Here is a 17,807-nt window from a genome sequence, read left to right as displayed (position 1 = left end):
CCACCCCGCCATGCCGCGCGACTTCGCCGCCCGTGACCGGGCCGCCACCGGCGCCGGCGCGGCCCCCTCGACCGCCACGCCGGGGGTCAATGTCGACATGAACGCGCTGGCCGCGCTGGAGGCCACCGCCCGCGACTTCCACTTCCGCACGCGCCAGCCGGTGCACAGCCTGCTGTCCGGCCGGCATGGCTCGCGCGTGCGTGGGCGCGGGCTGGCCTTCGAAGAGGTGCGCGGCTACCTGCCCGGCGACGATGTGCGGACCATGGACTGGCGCGTGACGGCGCGCACCGGCAAGCCGCACGTGCGCGTCTATGCCGAGGAAAAGGAGCGCCCGGTGCTGCTGGTGGTGGACCAGCGCATGAACATGTTCTTCGGCAGCCGGCGGGCGATGAAATCCGTGGTGGCGGCGGAGGTGGCCGCGCTGGCGGCGTGGCGCATCGTGGCCGACGGCGACCGCGTGGGCGGCATCCTGTTCGGCGATACCGACCTGACCGCCAGCGCCCCGCGCCGCAGCCGGGACGCGGTGCTGCACCTGCTGGGCGACCTCGTCGCCCATAACCGCCGCCTGCATGCCGAGGCCGAAGCCCGGCGCGGCGCCGGCCAGTTCAACGCGGCGCTGGAGCGCGCGGTGCGGCTGGCGGGCCACGACCATCTGGTCATCGTCATCAGCGACTTCGACGGCGCCGACGACCGCACGCGCCGGCTGATGCTGGCGCTGCGCAGCCGCAACGACGTGCTGTCGGTGCTGGTCTACGACCCCTTCCTGCTGGAGCTGCCCGATTCCGGCCACCTCGTGGTCAGCGACGGCGAGTTGCAGGTGGAACTGGGCTTTGGCCGCGCCGCGCTGCGCGACCAGATCGGCAGCTTCGCCAGCCAGCACAGCCAGGCGCTGTTCGACTGGCACCATGGCATTGGCGTGCCGCTGCTGCCGGTGTCCGCCGCCGAGGACGTGGCGGTGCAGTTGCGGCGGCTGCTGGGCTAGGCGGGACGGCGACTACAGCCCGTAATAGGGCCGGTTCGCCTCGATCCGCGCGCGCTCTGACTCCGGAAACGCGCCGTCGGCGAGCAGCCGGATCAGCGCAGCGCGGCCTTGCTCCTGCGCGCCGATGTAGTACGCGCAGACCGTCAGCTCGTCCAGCGCGCGCCAGCGGTACACCGAGGTATCGACGAACAGCGCGTCGGCGGGCAGCGGCAGCGCCGCCGCCTGCTGGGCGTAGAGGTGCCCAAGCGCGTATTCCCCGCGCTGGCGGTGCCAGCGGGCCAGGTCGCACAGCGGCTCGGCGCGGGTGGGGCGGGCCTGATAGGCGGCCAGGTAGGCGGCGGCCACCGTCTCGGGCGGTGCGCCGTCCAGCGCGAGCATCGCCGCGCACTGGTAGGTGGCGAACCACTGCTCCTCGTCCCATCCCCCCATGGCCGCCCGCGCGCGGTAGTGGCGCAGGGCGTCTGCCGGCCGGCCGGCGTCCCGGCAGCTTTGGGCGAGGTAGAAGCGGTAGCGCGTGTTGTCCGGGGCGTCTGCCACGGCGCGCTCCAGTACCTCGATATCGCGCAGATAGGTGTTCGGGTCCCGGGCCCGCGCGCCGTCGCGCGAGACCACGATGGCCGGGCCTTGCAGGTCGTCCCAGACCGCCGGGGCGTCGCTGGTCAGGTATTCGTGGATCACGCCCTCCCAGCGCCATGGCACCCCCGCCCGCACCAGCGCGTTGCGCTGGTACTGCCAGCCGCTCAGCTCGCAGCGCAACCGATAGCCATCGGTGCCGAGCGCCGGCCAACGGAAGTCGTCCGGCACGCCCAGCGTTTCGTCGGCATCGATGAACAGGATGTAGTCGTCCGGCTGGCACTGCGCCCGGGCCAGGGTGAGCGCCTCGTTGCGGTTGTGGGCGAAGTCGCGCCAGGGCCGCTCGTGGAGCGCGCCCGGCAGGCCCGCCATGCACTCGGCAATGCGCTGCTGCGTGCCATCGGTGGAGCCGGTATCGACGATCAGCCAGCTATCGATCCATGGGCGCACGGACGCAAGGCAGCGCGCGATCACCGGCGCCTCGTTCTTGACGATCATGTTCAGGCAGATGCGTGGCATGGGGCGTGGCATGGGGATGGGGATGGACGTAGGTAGTGTCTTGCGGCCACGGCGGCGTGGGCTGCCGTGGCCGGAGGCGGTATTGTTACCGTCAGATGCGCGACGGGTACAGGCCCTCGGTACAGATCATATAGGTCAGGTTCGCCGGCGCCTGGCCGGTCAGGTTCGGCAGGGCGAAGTTCGTCGTGCCGTCGCCGCCAAACGTGTTGCCGATGAGCGAGAACAAGGGCGCATAGAGCTGGATCGGCAGAAGCTGGCCTTTTGCAACCATGCCGCCCATGTCGTAGTTCTCCGGGTAGGGCAGGGCGGTCAGCCAGACGTCGCCAATCGTGCATACACCGCTCGCGCCGTCCTGGCCTTGATTGCCGGTCGGGCCTTGGGCACCCGTTGCGCCTGTGGCGCCGGTCGCCCCCGTCGCGCCGGTTGCCCCCGTGGCGCCGGTCGCGCCTGTGGCACCCGTGACACCCGTAGCTCCGGTGTTGCCGGTCGGGCCTTGCGGGCCGGACGGGCCGGTAATGCCCGTGGCGCCAGTGGCACCCGTAGCACCGGTAGCGCCCGTCGTACCCGTGGGGCCTGCGGCGCCGGTCGCGCCCGAGGGGCCGGTGCTGCCGGTTGCCCCGGTGGCACCCGTGGCGCCGGTCGGGCCCGTCGCGCCCGTGGCACCCACGGCGCCCGGACTGCCGACATCGCCGCGCGCCACATCCTGCGAGAGCGCGGCCAGCGTGGTCTGGCGGGCGGTCAGCTGGGTGGCGAGGGCTTCGAGCTTGTCGTCATAGGCATCGCCAAACACCGGCTTGAATGGCTGGTTTAGCAGGTTCAGGCCGCTGGTATCCACCCCCAGGTTGACCAGGCGGGCGCGCACGAGGTTGAGCGTGCTGGCCAGGTTGGACTGCATCAGGCTGGCCAGCGTGGCGTTGAACGCGTTGAACACCGTGGCGGTGTCGGGGTTCTGCGCGGCGGCGGCCACCACCAGTTCCGTGATCGGCGTGATGTTGGTCGTGCCCGGGCTCTGAATGTAGGAATGCAGCGTCAGCCCGGCGGGGCCGGTTACGCGCGCCACGCAAGGCAGGGCCAGACCGGCGGACGAGACCGACCATGCGCCGTTGGCGTCACTCGTGGTCGAGGCCGTGCCCGCGGCGCAGCGCAGGTCGATGGCGCCGTTCTGGACCGGCGCGCCGGTGGCCGCCGTGCCCGAGAGCGTGGCCGCCGCCGGGGCGGCCGCCACCGGGGCGCTGGTGCCTGCATCGTCGCCGCCGCCGCAGGCGGTCAACAGTTGGGCCGTGGCCATGGAAAGGGCGAGCGCCCACCGGTTCTGTTTCATCGAATTCCCCTGGGAATGGCGCGTCGCCGGCGTGCGAGTCGCCAGTCCCGAGCCTGTTATGTATCGAATGGAAAGGAGGCCGCGACCAAACGGCCGTGGCGCTCGCGGGGTGGATTCACCCGGGATGCACTCGAGATTCACCCGCGGCGCCGGGCGTGATGATAAGTCAACAAAGCCAGGTTTTCTGCCACCGATAGGGGGCAAGGGGAAGTGCTAGGGCCTGCGGGAGGTTGGGGTCGCGCATGCGGGGCGTGTGATGTTTGGGGCGCTTTTCACAGCGCCCCGCATGGCTGGTGCGGATGACAACGGGATGACAACGGGCTTAGACTGTGCTTACACCGTACCCATCGCCGGGTCGGTGATGGTGTGCTGGCCGGTTTCCACGCGGCCGGCAAAGCGGCGGTAGTACGCGGTGTCGACCGGGGTCGTCACCGCGAAGTCGTACCACTGTCCGCTGTCCTTCAGCGACCAGTGCAGCGTCTGCGTGCCGCCGGCCGCCACCGTGGTCTCCCACGGGCCGTCCGTGCGATACGCCAGCGGTGCCACCCGGAAGGTGCAGGCGGCCTTGCCGGTGTTCAGCAGGTCGACGTAGACGTCGCCATTGGCGATGTCGTAGCAGACGCGCACCTCCGGCACGCCCAGCGCGCCGCCCAGCACGGTGGTATCGCCCTTGAAATGGCGATGGAAACCGTTCGGGCCGAGTACCCACAGGTCGTACTGGCCCGGCGCGGCGGCCGACGTGCTCCAGCTATCGGACAGATTCTTGCCGGCCTCCACCATGTAGCGGCGCGGAATGCTGCTCAGGTCGTTGCGGTCATACACGTGGAACACCGCCGCCTGCGTGCCCGAGTTGGCGAACAGGATCTCCACGTGGCCGTTGACGTGGGCGCGCGCACTGGCGTGCAGCTCGTAGGGCAGGGCGCGCGACGGACGCGTGCCGGTGGCCTGCTCCGGCAGGTTGATGTCGGACGGCACGGGCACCGCCGGCAGCGCCTGCTGGGCGACGCGCAGGGCGTCCGCCGACGCGCGCGTGCCGCGGCCGGCCAGCGTGGGCAGTGCCTCGCTGTTCGGCGTCTTGAAGTTGAACGCCGAGGTCAGGTCGCCGCAGACCGCGCGGCGGAACGGGCTGATATTGGGCTCCTGCACGCCAAAACGGGCCTCCAGGAAGCGCAGCACCGAGGTGTGGTCGAACACCTGCGAGTTGACCCAGCCGCCCCGGCTCCACGGCGAGATCACGAACATCGGCACGCGCGGGCCCGGGCCGAACACGCGGCCATCGCGGGGCGGCTGGCTGGTGCTGCCGTCCGGCGGCGACTGCGTGTAGTACTCGGCAGCGAGGTCGGCATCGGCCAGCGTGGTCTTGCCGGCCAGCGAGCTGTCGGCATTGCGCGACGGCGCGGACGGCGACGGCACGTGGTCGAAGTAACCATCGTTCTCGTCGAAGTTGACGAGCAGCACGGTCTTGCTCCAGACCTCCGGGTTGGCGGTCAGCGCGTCCAGCACTTCCTGGAGGAACCACGCGCCCTGCACGGGCGTGGACGGCCCCGGGTGCTCGCAGTAGATCGACGGCGCGTTGATCCAGGAGACCTGCGGCAGCTTGCCATTGGCGATGTCCTGCCTGAAGGCGTCCAGGTACTGCTCCGGCTGGGTGCCCGGCAGCGTGTTGGCGATGCCCTTGTAGAGCGGATTGGCGGCGTTGTCGGTGGCCGCGTCGTAGGCCTTGTACGGCACGGCCTGCCCGGTGTTGGTGTACGGGGCGCCCGGCGAGCCGCCGCTGGACACCGGGAAGCCCGAGTTCAGGTTGGCGCGGCGGAAGGTCTGGAACGCGCCCAGCATGTTGTCGCCCCATTCGTCGGGCATGTTCTGGTAGCTGATCCAGTTGATGCCGGCTTCCTCGAGCCGCTCGGCGTAGGTCTTCCACGTGTAGCCGATGTTGGCGTCGGCGGCCACGCCGTTGATGGCATCCCACTCGTTGTTCACGAAGGCCCGGTTCAGCGGCATCGCGCCGTTGGTGCCGGAGATGTGGAAGGAGCGGTTGGCGTCGGTGCCGGTGTGCATCGCGCAGTGGTAGGCATCGCACAGCGTGAAGGCGTTGGCCAGCGCGAACTGGAACGGGATTTCCTGTTCCTTGAAGTAGCCCATAGACGTGTCCGTCTTGGCCACCGGCCAGCGCGACATGCGGCCGTGGTCCCAGGCGGCCTGGCTGTCCGCCCAGGCGTGCGGCGTGCCTGCGGTGCGCTGGGCGTTGTTGGCGCTGCCGTTCAGGTGGTACGGCGTGATCAGCGAGCCGTTGGTGCGCGCCTGCTGCCAGACGTTGCGGCCATTCGGCATCGGGATGGTCAGGCGGTCGCCAAACCCGCGCACGCCGCTGAGCGTGCCGAAGTAATGGTCGAACGAGCGGTTTTCCTGCATCAGGATGACCACGTGCTCCACATCGGCGATGGTGCCGGTGGCGTTGTTGGCTGGAATGGCCAGCGCGCGGCGGATGCTGGGCGGAAAGGCGGCCAGGGCGGCGGCGGAGAAAGCCGTGCCCATGCTCGCCTGCAAGAACTTGCGGCGGGAGATCATTGTTCGGTTTTTGGGGAAATGTTGGGAGGAGGCGTGCCCGGCGGGGCTCAGGGGGCGCAGCGCTTGTCCGGGGCCGGCGCGGAGGCGGGGGGCGGATCGCCGGCGGGCGGCTGGCTCGGGCTCGGCTTGTTGTCGTCACCGCCGCAGGCGGCCAGCAGCAGCGCGGCAAGGCACGCGGCCGCGAGGGCGGTCGTCAAACTGGCTTGTTTCATGGGGTCAGGGCTGGTTGGATCGGGTCTGCCACATCAGCAGACCCGCAAGCCTATGTGTCAGGGATGACACAATCGTGACCCTCGCTGCACTAAGTGATGTATGCAGCATGCGGGGGGAGACGCCTACAACGGTCCTCGGAGTGACTTGAGTCCCACCCAGATGACCCCGATCACCAGGTTGATTGGCACGCTGAGCACGCTCGGCACGTAGAAGATGGCCGATAGCGCGGGCGCGCTCATCATGGTTTCGGCGATGCCGCCGAGGGCGAACAGGATCAGGCCGCACCAGAGCCAGCGCCGCATATAGGTGGGTAGCCAGTGGGCGCGCGACTGGTTGAAGCGCCACGCCGCGGAGCGCTCGAACAAGTCGCCCCGGCTGGCGTCCTTGAACAGCCAGCCGAAGAAGAAAAAACGGTATAGCAGCGTGCGAAACGCAAGCTCTTGCATGATGCGCGGGCAGCCGGGCTGCCAGGTTGCCGATTCAAGAAAGCGGGGCTTCCTGACGTAATAGGCCGAATAGGCGGGTTTCGCAATATGGATGCGAGCCTGGGAAAACGGCGCCCCAAAATGGGGACTGGGCCGGGTTGCAACCCGGGTTTTCCCGCTGGGCGCTATGCCCGCCTGGCCGCCGGTTGTCCCCCCGCTTGTCCCCCCATTTGGGGACAGTCAAAACGTGACAGCGCTGTTACAGTCGCGCGCAATGCACCGGTCGACAAGTCCGGGCTAAACATCAAAAAAAAACGGGTCGGGTCCATGTTTTCACACTTCTCCGCTGGCGCACGCGCGTTCGGCATGGCTTTGCTTGCCACTGCGGTGCTCACCGCCTGCGGTTCCGATGACAACGCTGCGCCGGCCACGCAGCCCACGCCAGCGGCCACCAAGGTGGTGGTGGACACCACCAGCGCCACGCCGGTTGCCGGCGGCAGCCTGACGCTGAAGGCGACGCTGCTGGCCGCCGACGGGAGCGAGGTCAAGGGCGCCAGCTTCGCCTGGACGTCTTCGGATGAATCGGTCGCCGTGGTCACCGCGGCTTCAGACAAGGCGCCGGCGGGGGTGTCGGCCTCGGTCTTCGTCGGCACCTACGCCACCGTGCAGACCCGGAACGCCGGGGAAGTCGACATCACGGCCACGGCGACGCTGGCCGATGGCACCCGTGCGACGTCCGTCACCCATCTGGTCGTGCAAGCCGCCCCGGCCAAGTCGTACACGCTGACCCTGTCGCCCGCGAACCTGACGGTGACCGCTGGCGCGGCGGCACAGACCGTCACCGCAGCCGTGCGGCGCTCGGATGGCGTGGATGGCATCGCCGACCTGACCAACTGGACGTGGACCACCGGCGATGCCACCTTCCCCGTGACGCCGGCAGCGGACGGCCATTCGGCACAGGTCAGCAGCCCGTCTTCGGCCACGCTGGCCGGCTCCGCCGTGCTAGCGGCCTGCGCGGACGCGCCCACGGGCACCCGCCTGTGCGCCAATGCCGCGCTGGCCCGCCCGGCCACGCCGCCGCCGCCGACCTACACCGTAGGCGGCACGGTGTCCGGGCTGGCCGTGGGCAAGAGCCTGATGCTGGCCGGACCCAACGGCGATACGGCGGTCATCAGCGCCAGCGGGGCGTTCTCGTTCCCGACTGCGCTGGTCGCCGGGGTGCCGTACGCCGTCACCGTGACCGGCCAGCCCGCCGGCCAGACCTGCACGGTCCAGAACGGCAGCGGCACCATCGCTGCCGCCAACGTCACCAACGTGGCGATCACCTGCGTGCAGGCCCAGTTCGTGGTAGTGGCCAACCGCCAGGAACTGACCCTGTCGGTCTATCGGACGCATCCGGAGACCGGGGCACTGACGGCCGTGCCGGGCAGCCCGTTCCCGACCCTCGTGCCGGTCAGCGACATCGCCTTCCTGCCGTCCGGGCTGATCGGGTACGCGGTGATGGCGGACAACAACTTGATCTTCCCGTTCGAACTGAATGCCGCCACCGGCGCGCTCACGCCCATGCCCGGCGCCAGTGTCCCCAGCACGCCGGCGCCGCAGGTCGTCGCGGTGGACCCGACGGGCCGGTGGCTCTACGTCGGCGCCTTTGGAACGCTGACGAGTTATGCCATCCAGCCCCTGACGTATGGCCTGACCAGCACGTCCGTCATTCCCGCCAGCGTGCCGACAATGCCGGCTGGGATCGCCGTGTCCCCGAACGGGCAAAACGTCTACGCCACGAACATTGACCTGGGCCATGTGTGGCGTCTGGCGGTCGATCCGGCTACCGGTGGGCTGGCGTCAGGCTCCGCGTTGTCATCGTTCGGCGTGCAGCCGACGGGAGTGGCCGTGTCGCCCAATGGCAGCACGCTGTACTTCACCAACCTGGACACCGGCACCCTCGGCATCGGGACGCTCAATGCCGCAGGCGAAATCATCAACGACGTCGTGATGCCGACTTGGGGAACGGCACCCATCGACATTGCACTCGCGCCGTCCGGTCAGTTTGGCTACGTGCTCGACACGGCGAGCGGCCGCATCGAGACGTTCCAGCTTGGCGGCTCGGGCGCTCCGGTGTCGCTCGGCGTGACTAACGCCAGTGCCAACGGCCTGCGCCTGCGCATCACACCGGACGGGCGCTTTCTGTACACGCCGTCCTTCAACGGCACGCTGTACGGCTTTGCGATCAACGCGGCGAGCGGCGCGCTGACGCCGGTGCCGGGCAGCCCGTTCGTCACGGGCAATAACAACGTTGCCATGGCGATCGTGCAGCCGACGCCTTAAGCCAGTCGGATTTATCCATTCAACACAGATTACGGGTCGGGTCTCATGTTTTCACGCTTCTCCGCTGGCGCACGCGCGTTCGGCATTGCCTTGCTTGCTGCCGCGGTGCTTGCCGCCTGCGGTTCCGATGACAACGCCGCGCCGGCCACGCCGGCCGCTACCAAGGTGGTGGTCGATACGACCAGCGCCACGCCGGTTGCCGGGGGCACGCTGACGCTGAAGGCGACGCTGCTGGCCGCCGATGGCAGCGAGGTCAAGGGCGCCAGCTTCGCCTGGACGTCCTCGGATGAATCGGTCGCCGTGGTCACGGCGGCGTCGGACAAGGCGCCGGCCGGCGTATCCGCCTCGGTCTTCGTCGGCACCTATGCCACCGTGCAGACCCGGAACGCCGGGGAGGTCGATATCACCGCCACCGCTACGCTGGCCGATGGCAGCCGCGCCACCTCTGTCACCCATCTGGTGGTACAGGCCGCGCCGGCGAAGTCGTACACGCTGACGTTGTCGCCGTCGAACCTGACCCTGACCGCTGGCGCGGCGGCACAGACCGTGACGGCAGCGGTGCGGCGCTCGGATGGCGTGGATGGCATCGCCGACCTGACCAACTGGACGTGGAACACCGGCGACGCCACCTTCCCCGTGACGCCGGCAGCGGACGGCCATTCGGCACAGGTCAGCAGCCCGTCTTCGGCCACGCTGGCCGGCTCGGCCGTGCTGGCGGCCTGTGCGGACGCGCCCACGGGCACCCGGCTGTGCGCCAACGCGGCACTGGCTCGCCCGACCGCGCCGCCGCCTACCTACAGCGTGGGCGGCACGGTCACCGGGCTGGCGGCGGGCAAGAGCCTGACGCTTTCCGGCGTGAATGGGGATACGGCGGTCGTCAGCGCCAATGGTGCCTTCACGGTGTCCAGCGGGCTGGCCAATGCCACGGCCTACAACGTCTCCGTATTCGCCCAGCCCGCCGGCCAGACCTGCACGATTCAGAACGGCGTCGGCACCATCGCCGCCGCCCATATCACCAACGTGGCGATCACCTGCGTGCAGGCCCAGTTCGTGGTGGTGGCCAACCGCAATGACCGGACCCTGTCCGTCTATCGGATCGACCCCAACACCGGCGCGCTGGCCGCCGTGCCGGACAGTCCGTTCCCGACCGTCAACCAGGTCAACGACATCGCTTTCCTGCCGTCCGGGCTGGTCGGCTACGCGGTCATGGTGGACAACAGCGCGATCGTCCCCTTTCAGCTGGATGCCGCCACCGGCAGGCTGACCATGATTGCCGCGGCGAGTGCCTCGACGCCGCCCGCGCCCCAGGTGGTCGCGGTGGATCCGACAGGCCGGTATGTCTATGTCGGCGGCGTTGGTACGCTGACGAGCTTTGCCATCAATCCCGTGACGCAAGCTGCGGAATTGACGTCAAGCCTGTCCGCAGGCGGGTCGGCCAGTGCGGGCGGGATCGCGGTGTCCGCCGACGGGCAGAACGTCTATGCCACGAGCATCGCGGCGGACGCGTTGTGGCAAGCTCCTGTCAGTCCGGCGACGGGCTTGTTTACGTTCGCCTACGCCAGGTCATCGCTTGGCTCCCGGCCGATGGGGGCGGCCCTGTCACGCGATGGCAGCGCGCTGTACTTCGCCAACCTGGACACCAATAGCTTCGGCAGCTGCACGCTCGATGCCACCGGGGCGATTACGAGCGTCATGGACATGCTGATTGGGGTGTCGCGTCCCGTCGACGTCGCCGTCACGCCGTCGGGACAGTTTGTCTATGTACTCGGTACCGGGAGCAACAACATCCAGACGATGCGGATCGACCCCATGTTTGGCCCCTTGCCGGGCGCCATCACGCCCGCCAGCACCAATGGTCAGCGCCTGCGCATCGAGCCGAACGGGCGCTTCCTGTACACGCCGTCGCTCAACGGCACGCTGTACGGCTTCGCCATCAATGCGACGACTGGCGCGCTGACACCGGTACCGGGCAGCCCGTTCGCCACGGGGAATATCAACGCCGGCATGGCGATTGTGCAGCCTACGCCATAAATCGGCGGATCGTTACGCGGGGATCGTTACGCCGTCCAGGCCTGCGCCGGGTTGCAGGCCAGGTAGCGCGCCGGTTCGGCAATGCCGAGCCGCGCGCGTGCCGCGTCCAGCGGTTCATGCAGCAGGGTTTCGTAGTCCTCCCCCAGCAGCCAGCCGGCGCGGCGGCCCAGCCGGTAGCCTTCCAGCACTGCGCGGGCGAACGCCATGCTACGGCTCACGCGCAGGCTCTTCAGGGCAGCGGCAACGGCGATGAAGGCCCAGCCGGTGCCGCCGGTCTGCGCATAGCTGAACGCCACCAGCGCCGCCTCGCCCAGGCTCTCGTCCGCGCGGTAGCCGGTCAGGACGTGCCAGATATCGTGGATGTCCCGCGTGCGGCGCCCAAACCACATATAGGCGTCCTCGATCACCGGCTCCTGGTTCAGGTTCGACACCTTGGCCAGCCCATCGGCGCTGTAGCCGGTCTTTTCCAGAAATTGCCGATAGGCGGCGCCCACCGTGCCCGGCGCGAAGCTGGCGATATAAGCCGGGTCGGACAGCCGCTCGGCCAGTTCGATGCGCTGGTAGGCCAGCCGCCGGCCCTGCCGGGTACTGAGCAGCCGGCGGTAGTTCTTCGGCATGGCGGGGCCGTTCAGCGCCCGCATGATGCGGAACACCTGCTCGGTGTCGTTGCCGTCCGCCAGCAGCTTGCGCACGGCACGGAAGGCGGTGAGCAGGTCGCGCTGGTAGGGATCGGGGGCGGGATCGGGGGCGGGCGAGGGGGAAGCAGAACTGGAACTGGCCATGGCAGGCTCCTCGGTCTTCACGGTCAGGCGGGCACGGCCGCGCGCAGGCTGGCGGCGGCGTTGCGTACGAAATCGACACTGGCCTCCACGGCCGTCACCGGCAGCATATGCCCGCCGGTCACCAATGTCAGCCGGGCCTCCGGCAGCTTGGCGACCAGCGCCTCGCCGTTCTCGCGGTAATCGAGGATGCGGTCCTCGCGGCCAAACAGGATGCTCACCGGCACCTTCAGGTCGCCATAGGTGGGCAGCAGTGGCGGCAGGCTGTGCGCCACGCCGAGCAGGTCTTCGGACGCCCCGAGGAAATGGCCGGGCCGCAGCGCCAGCAGGCCGCCGCCGCGCGTGGGGAAGTCCGCCGGCGCCGCATCCGGGCCGAACACGATCTGCATGACCTGCTCGCGGTTGCGGATCGACATCGGAATCAACAGCGTCCAGGCGATCAGCCGGCGCATCAGCGCGCTCTGCATCGTCATGGCCTTGAACACCGGCGAAACCACCTCGGGCGGGTGGGTGAGCGGGGCGATCAGCGCCAGCCCGCCCACGCGGGCCGGGTGATAGGTGGCCAGCGCCAGCGCGATGGCGCCGCCGAGCGAGTGGCCGACCACCAGCGGCTGCTCCAGCCCGAGCTGGTCGATCAGTGCGGCCAGCGTGTCGGCCTGCGCGCGCAGGTCTGCCGGCGCGCCGGGCGTGCGGGTGGAATACCCCGCGCCGGGGCGATCCACCGCAATCACGCGGTAGTCGCGCGCCAGCGGCGCGATCATGCCGTAGTCGAAATTGGCCAACTGGCCGGACAGCCCATGCACCAGCAGCACGGGCGGGCCTTCGCCGCGCTCCACCACGTGCAGGCGGGCGCCGGGTACCTCCACGAAACGGCCGGTGGGCGGCAGCGCCGCCTCGATCTTGCGCGCCGTGCGCCAGGTGAACAGGAACAACAGCGCGCCCAGCACCAGCAGCGGCACGACGATGACGAGTACGAGAATCAGCAGGACGTTCATGGTTGGGCTTCGGCAAGGGGGTCTTGGGACGGCATCGTGGTGGCCTGCGTGGTATCGAAGCGGAGCACGCCATCGTCGATGCGGCCATGGCGGATGGTCAGCATGTCCATCAGATAGTTCTGATACACGCGCCACGGCTTGCGGTGGCCCTGGCGCGGCAGCACGGCGGCGGCGCGCTGCACGTAGCCGGAACTGAAATCGAGGAAGGGCACCCGCTGCACGTCCGGCTCCACCTGCGGCAGGGCGTAGCGATGGCCGTGCCGATCCATGTACTTGAGCAGCCGGCAGACGTATTCGGCGGTGAGGTCGGCCTTGAGCGTCCAGGACGCATTGGTATAGCCGAAGGCCAGCACTAGGTTCGGCACGTTGCTCAGCATCATGCCCTTGTAGGCCAGCAGCTCGGACGGCCGGCGCGGCTGGCCATCCACATGCACGGCGATGTCCCCGAGCATGTTCAGCTTGAGCCCGGTGGCCACCACCACCAGATCGGCCGGCAGCGTCTGGCCGGACTTCAGCACGATGCCCTCGGCGGTAAACCGCTCGATCTGGTCGGTGACGATGGAAGCGCGGCCGTTGCGGATCGACTGGAACAGGTCGCCATCGGGCACCAGGCAGACGCGCTGGTCCCATGGGTTGTAGCGCGGGGTCAGATGCGTGGCGACGTCGAAGCCCGGCTGGAGCTGCGCGGCGGCCATGCTGACCAGCCGCTGCTTGACCTTTTCGGGCCGGCGGCGCGCCAGCTGGAAGAAGAACATGCCCAGCAGCACGTTCTTCCAGCGCGTGGCGCGGTAGGCCAGCCGCTCCGGCAGCACGCGCCGCAGCTGGTTGGCGATGGCGTCCTCGCCGGGGCGGGTCACGATATAGGTGGGCGAGCGCTGGAGCATGGTCACGTGCGCGGCGGTCTCGGCCATGGCCGGCACCAGCGTCACGGCGGTGGCGCCGCTGCCGATCACCACCACGCGCTTGCCGGCGTAGTCGATCGACGGATCCCAGAACTGCGGGTGCACCATCTGGCCCCGGAAGGTTTCCTCACCCGGAAAGGCGGGGCGGTGCCCTTCGGCATAGCTGTAGTAGCCGGCGCAGACGTAGAGGAAGCGGGCGCGCAGCCGTACGCGGGTGGCGTCGGGTGCACGTTCGGCGTCGATGGTCCAGCAGGCGTCGCGGCTGTCCCACGCCGCGCCCACCACCTTGTGGCCGAAGCGGATGTGGGCCGTGATGCCGGCTTCCTCGGCGGTTTCCTGGATGTAGCGCAGGATCGACGGCCCGTCCGCAATGGCCTTGGCGCCGCGCCACGGCTTGAAGCGGTAGCCGAGCGTGTACATGTCGGAGTCGGAACGGATGCCGGGATAGCGGAACAGGTCCCAGGTGCCGCCCAGGGTCTCGCGGGCTTCGAGGATGGCGTAGCGCTTGCCGGGGCAGCGCTGCTGGAGCTGGCGGGCGGCGCCGATGCCGGACAGGCCGGCGCCGACGATCAGGACATCGAGGACTGCGTCATCGGAAGTGGGGGCGGTCATGACGGGCATCCGGATCTGGGGAGTTCTGACAACATAGGTTGTCAGACGCCATCTGACAATAGGGAATGTCATACTGGCGCCCATGACTGCCGAGCTGACCCCTGCCCGCCGCTATCGCGGCGCCGAAGCCGAAGAGCGGCGCGCCCAGCGCCGCGCCCAGCTGATTGCCGCTGCCGTGCAGGTCTACGGCGAGCGCGGCTACCAGAACGCCACGGTCAAGGCCGTGTGCGAAGCGGCTGGCCTGACCGAGCGTTACTTCTACGAATCGTTCGCCAATAGCGAGGCGCTGCTGCTGGCTTCGTTTGAAACGGTCACGCATCGGTTGCTGCGGCGCATCGAGCAGGCGGGCGAGGATGCCGGCGGCGATGGAGAACATCGCGCGCTGGCCATCTTGCATGCTTATTTCGGCACATTGCAGTGCGAGCCACGCTCGGCCCGGGTATTCCTGGTGGAGATCCGGGGCGTGAGCCGGCTGGTGGACGAGGCGTTGGGCCGGTCGCTGCGCGAATTCGGCGGACTGCTTGCCCGCACACTGCTGCCGGGTGCCCCGGAGCCCGATCTGATGCTGCTGGCCGGCGTGGCGGGCGGCATCATCCACGTGGCCCTGCACTGGATTCGTCACGGCCATGTGCCCGATGTGGACACGGTGGCGGCCACCGCGCTCCAGTTGGCGCTTGTTCTCAGGGCGAGCGCGCGGAATTGATCGGGATTTCTTGATTTAATTGCCTGGGGCAACCAATAATTTGCCTCAGGCAAATAAATCGTACTCCCCCATGGCCCCCAATCCGCAAGTGCTGGCGCGCGCCGAAACCGTGCGCCGCTTCAATCGCTTCTACACCCGCCAGATCGGCCTGCTGCACGAGCATCTGCTGGAAAGCGAGTTTTCCCTCACCGAAGCCCGCATCCTCTATGAGCTGGCCCATCGCACGGGCCTGACCTCGTCCGACCTGTGCCGCGAGCTGGGGCTGAACGCCGGCTACCTGAGCCGCGTGATTGCCGGCTTCGAGAAGCAGGGGCTGGTCGCCAAGACCCGCTCGCAGGCGGACGCACGCGTCAGTGAACTGGCGCTGACCGATGCCGGCCGGGCGACCTTCGAGGTGCTGAACCTGGCCTCGCGCAACGAGGTGACGGCGATGCTCGGCCGCATGACCGAGTCCAGCCAGCAGCAGTTGGTGGAGGCCATGACGCAGATCGAAGCCCTGCTCGGCGAATCGACCCCGAGCTACATCCTGCGTGACCCGCAGCCGGGCGACATGGGCTGGGTCGTGCGCCAGCAGGCGGTGCTGTACACGCGCGAGTACGGCTGGAATGGCGAGTTCGAGGCGCTGGTGGCGGAGATCGTCGCCAAGTACCTGCGCGAGTACGACCCGAGCGGCGAGCGCTGCTGGATTGCGGAGAAGGACGGCCAGGCGGTGGGTTCGGTGTTCGTCGTGCGGCACGACGCGGAGACCGCCCAGCTACGCATGCTCTATGTGGATGCCAGCGCGCGCGGGCTGGGCATCGGCCATCGGCTGGTGGATGAGTGCCTGCGCTTTGCCCGGACAGCCGGCTACAAGCGGATGATGCTGTGGACCAACAGCATCCTGACCGACGCGCGCAGGATCTACGAAAAGGCCGGCTTCACGCTGGTGGAGGAGGGGGCCCATCACAGCTTCGGCAAGGATCTCGTCGGCCAGATCTGGGCGCGGGACCTGTGAGGGGCGATCCCTCGGCCATCGTCGCTGCCGCGTTGACCGGCATCCTGGTGGGGGCGGCGATGGTGTCGACCCGGGCGGTGTCCGCCGATGCGTCGCCGGCCACGCTGGCCTTCCTGCGTTATCTGATTGGCCTGTGCGTGCTGGCGGGGCCGGCCTGGCTTGGCACCCGCACCCGCACCGGGACTCGGACCCTGACCCGCTTCGCCCGCAAGGATGCGGCGGTGCTCGCCGGGCTGGGCGTGTTCCAGTTCGCCGTGCTGATCGTGTTGCTGAACCATGCACTCGGCGTGCTCTCGGCGGCCACCTGCGCGCTGGTGTTCTCGACCATGCCGCTGTTCACGATGCTGCTGGCCGTGCTGAGCGGGCGGGAGGCGTTCAGCCTGCCCAAGCTGGCGGGGCTGGTCTGCGCCGTCTCGGGCGTGGCGGTGCTGCTGCATGGGGCGCCCCTCGGTGGCGTAGGTGGCGTCGGCGGTGGGACGCACCTCGGCGCCATGGCTGCGCTGATCGGGGCAACCGTGATTGGCGCCGTGTGCAGCCTGCTGTACCGCCCCTTGCTCCAGCGCTATGCCGCCTTGCCGACCAGCGTACTGGCGATGTGCGCGGCGGTGGTGTTCCTGCTGGCGCTCTGCGCGATGACCGGCCAGCCGCTGTGGCCGTCCCTGTCGCTGACGCAGTGGGGGCATGTCGCCTTTATCGGGCTGTCCAGCGGCGTGGGGTACTTTTGCTGGCTCTGGGCGCTGACGCGGCTGGAGGCGAGCCGGGTCGTCGGCTTCCAGGCGCTGGGGCCGGTGACGGCGGCGGTGCTGGAACTGCTGGTGGGCCGCCAGTTGCCCTCGTGGTCACTGCTGGTGTCGATTGCGCTGGTGGTCAGCGGGTTGCTGATTACCCAGCAGGGGCGCGGCCCCTCCGGATCAGGTGCCCGCCGCCAGCCGGGCCTGCTCGAGGAAGGAGCGGATCACGCTGGCACCGGGCGACGTCCGGCGCCATAGCAGGCCGAAGCGGCGCGGCTCCGGCTCGATCGGCAGGGTCAGCTTGGCGATATGCAGGCCGGCGGTCAGCGGCGAAGCGATGTCCGGCACCAGCGATACCCCGAGCCCACGGTCCACCATCATGGCGATGGCCAGCAGCGAACTCAGTTCGAAGCGTTCCTGCGCGGGCGTGATGCCGGCCCGGCGCAGGTAGTCGCTGGCCTGCTTGCCGCCGCCCAGGCTGCGGTCATAGCGGATCAGGGGCCGGGTGCGCAGCAGTTCGTGCGGATCGGCGTTTCGGTCCTGCGCGGGTGCCAGCACCACCAGCGGCTCTTGGCGCAGCAAATCCCAGGCGAAGGTCTTGGGGAGGGCGAAGGGCGGGTGCAGGCAGACGGCGGCATCGAGTGATGCATCCTTCACCGCATCGAACAATTCGTGGGAGAGCGCCGAGCGGATATGCACCGACACCCCGGGGTGCACCGCCGCGAACCGCGCGAGCGCGTCTGGCAGCAGGCTGTGCAGCGCCGTGTTGATCGTGCCGATGCGAAGTTCACGCACGGCATCCGCCTGATTCACCCATCCCCTCAGTTCGTCCACCTCCCGCAGCAGGGCCGGGCAGCGCTCGGCCAGCCGTCGTCCGGACTCGGTGGGCGCCACGGTACGGCCGGCCCGCCCCAGCAGCGTAGTGCCGAGTTGCCGCTCCAGCACCTGAATCTGCTGCGAGATGGCCGCCGGGGTCACATTGAGCCGCCGCGCGGCTTCTGCCAGCGTGCCGGTCTCCACCACCAGCGCGAACGCCTTCAGGTAAGCGGTTTCCATAGAATTTCTAATGTATGAAGGTAGTAAAGGATAGTTTATCTTTTTCATCGCTTGGCGGACACTGCCCCTCACCCCTAC

Annotated in this window: 15 protein-coding genes; 6 read left to right on the top strand and 9 right to left on the bottom strand. The window is 69.0% G+C overall.

The window, feature by feature from the left end:
• Positions 1-10 precede the first annotated feature (10 nt).
• Positions 11-982: a DUF58 domain-containing protein gene (locus tag AB4120_RS17045; protein ID WP_149137829.1), complete on the top strand. Its 972-nt coding sequence runs from the start codon at positions 11-13 to the stop codon at positions 980-982.
• Between the two features lie 12 nt (positions 983-994).
• Here the strand turns inward: AB4120_RS17045 and AB4120_RS17040 are convergent, their stop codons facing one another.
• The 5 genes from AB4120_RS17040 to AB4120_RS17020 form a co-directional block, all read right to left on the bottom strand.
• A complete protein-coding gene (locus tag AB4120_RS17040) occupies positions 995-2,074 on the bottom strand; it encodes a glycosyltransferase (protein ID WP_149137828.1) in 1,080 nt (359 codons plus the stop codon).
• A gap of 91 nt (positions 2,075-2,165) precedes the next feature.
• Positions 2,166-3,395: a phage tail protein gene (locus AB4120_RS17035; RefSeq protein ID WP_262389830.1), complete on the bottom strand. Its 1,230-nt coding sequence runs from the start codon at positions 3,393-3,395 to the stop codon at positions 2,166-2,168.
• A gap of 333 nt (positions 3,396-3,728) precedes the next feature.
• Entirely contained in the window at positions 3,729-5,963 is a 2,235-nt protein-coding gene (locus AB4120_RS17030) for a phosphocholine-specific phospholipase C (RefSeq protein WP_149137827.1), read from the bottom strand.
• A 47-nt stretch (positions 5,964-6,010) separates the two neighbouring features.
• Positions 6,011-6,160 (bottom strand): hypothetical protein, encoded by a 150-nt coding sequence (locus tag AB4120_RS17025; protein WP_186296850.1) that lies wholly within the window; start codon positions 6,158-6,160, stop codon positions 6,011-6,013.
• 138 nt (positions 6,161-6,298) lie between these two features.
• A complete protein-coding gene (locus AB4120_RS17020) occupies positions 6,299-6,622 on the bottom strand; it encodes a hypothetical protein (RefSeq protein WP_144198312.1) in 324 nt (107 codons plus the stop codon).
• A 345-nt stretch (positions 6,623-6,967) separates the two neighbouring features.
• Here AB4120_RS17020 and AB4120_RS17015 point away from each other — a divergent pair, with 345 nt between their 5' ends.
• Together AB4120_RS17015 and AB4120_RS17010 are read left to right on the top strand one after the other, a co-directional pair.
• Complete coding sequence (locus AB4120_RS17015) at positions 6,968-8,926, top strand: lactonase family protein (RefSeq protein ID WP_441642609.1); 1,959 nt, start codon at positions 6,968-6,970, stop codon at positions 8,924-8,926.
• A 45-nt stretch (positions 8,927-8,971) separates the two neighbouring features.
• A complete protein-coding gene (locus AB4120_RS17010; protein ID WP_149137825.1) occupies positions 8,972-10,957 on the top strand; it encodes a lactonase family protein in 1,986 nt (661 codons plus the stop codon).
• Positions 10,958-10,983: 26 nt separating this feature from the next.
• On the opposite strand, the gene AB4120_RS17005 is transcribed toward AB4120_RS17010, so the two are convergent.
• Genes AB4120_RS17005 through AB4120_RS16995 form a run of 3 tightly spaced genes read right to left on the bottom strand, consistent with a single transcriptional unit; the run spans position 10,984 to position 14,245 of the window.
• On the bottom strand, positions 10,984-11,739 hold the full coding sequence (locus tag AB4120_RS17005) for a Coq4 family protein (protein WP_441642608.1): 756 nt from the start codon (positions 11,737-11,739) through the stop codon (positions 10,984-10,986).
• Positions 11,740-11,762: 23 nt separating this feature from the next.
• Positions 11,763-12,731 (bottom strand): alpha/beta fold hydrolase, encoded by a 969-nt coding sequence (locus AB4120_RS17000; RefSeq protein WP_149137824.1) that lies wholly within the window; start codon positions 12,729-12,731, stop codon positions 11,763-11,765.
• Positions 12,728-14,245: a flavin-containing monooxygenase gene (locus AB4120_RS16995; protein ID WP_149137823.1), complete on the bottom strand. Its 1,518-nt coding sequence runs from the start codon at positions 14,243-14,245 to the stop codon at positions 12,728-12,730. Before AB4120_RS16995 ends, AB4120_RS17000 begins: the two co-directional genes overlap by 4 nt.
• A 73-nt stretch (positions 14,246-14,318) precedes the next feature.
• Between AB4120_RS16995 and AB4120_RS16990 the strand changes: the two genes are divergently transcribed.
• The 3 genes from AB4120_RS16990 (at position 14,319) to AB4120_RS16980 (ending at position 16,931) form a co-directional block, all read left to right on the top strand.
• Entirely contained in the window at positions 14,319-14,948 is a 630-nt protein-coding gene (locus AB4120_RS16990; RefSeq protein WP_149137822.1) for a TetR/AcrR family transcriptional regulator, read from the top strand.
• A 70-nt stretch (positions 14,949-15,018) separates the two neighbouring features.
• Positions 15,019-15,942, top strand: coding sequence for a bifunctional helix-turn-helix transcriptional regulator/GNAT family N-acetyltransferase (locus tag AB4120_RS16985; protein ID WP_149137821.1), 924 nt, complete (start codon positions 15,019-15,021; stop codon positions 15,940-15,942).
• Positions 15,939-16,931, top strand: coding sequence for a DMT family transporter (locus AB4120_RS16980; protein ID WP_441642607.1), 993 nt, complete (start codon positions 15,939-15,941; stop codon positions 16,929-16,931). Before AB4120_RS16985 ends, AB4120_RS16980 begins: the two co-directional genes overlap by 4 nt.
• Here the strand turns inward: AB4120_RS16980 and AB4120_RS16975 are convergent.
• Positions 16,854-17,729: a LysR substrate-binding domain-containing protein gene (locus AB4120_RS16975; RefSeq protein WP_149137819.1), complete on the bottom strand. Its 876-nt coding sequence runs from the start codon at positions 17,727-17,729 to the stop codon at positions 16,854-16,856. The genes AB4120_RS16980 and AB4120_RS16975 overlap by 78 nt on opposite strands.
• Positions 17,730-17,807: the final 78 nt, after the last annotated feature.

It is taken from the genome of Cupriavidus sp. 2KB_3 (assembly GCF_052115685.1).
Lineage (GTDB): Bacteria > Pseudomonadota > Gammaproteobacteria > Burkholderiales > Burkholderiaceae > Cupriavidus > Cupriavidus campinensis.
Note: the sequence above shows the minus strand (reverse complement) of the source record. Positions and strands in the feature narration are given on the sequence as shown.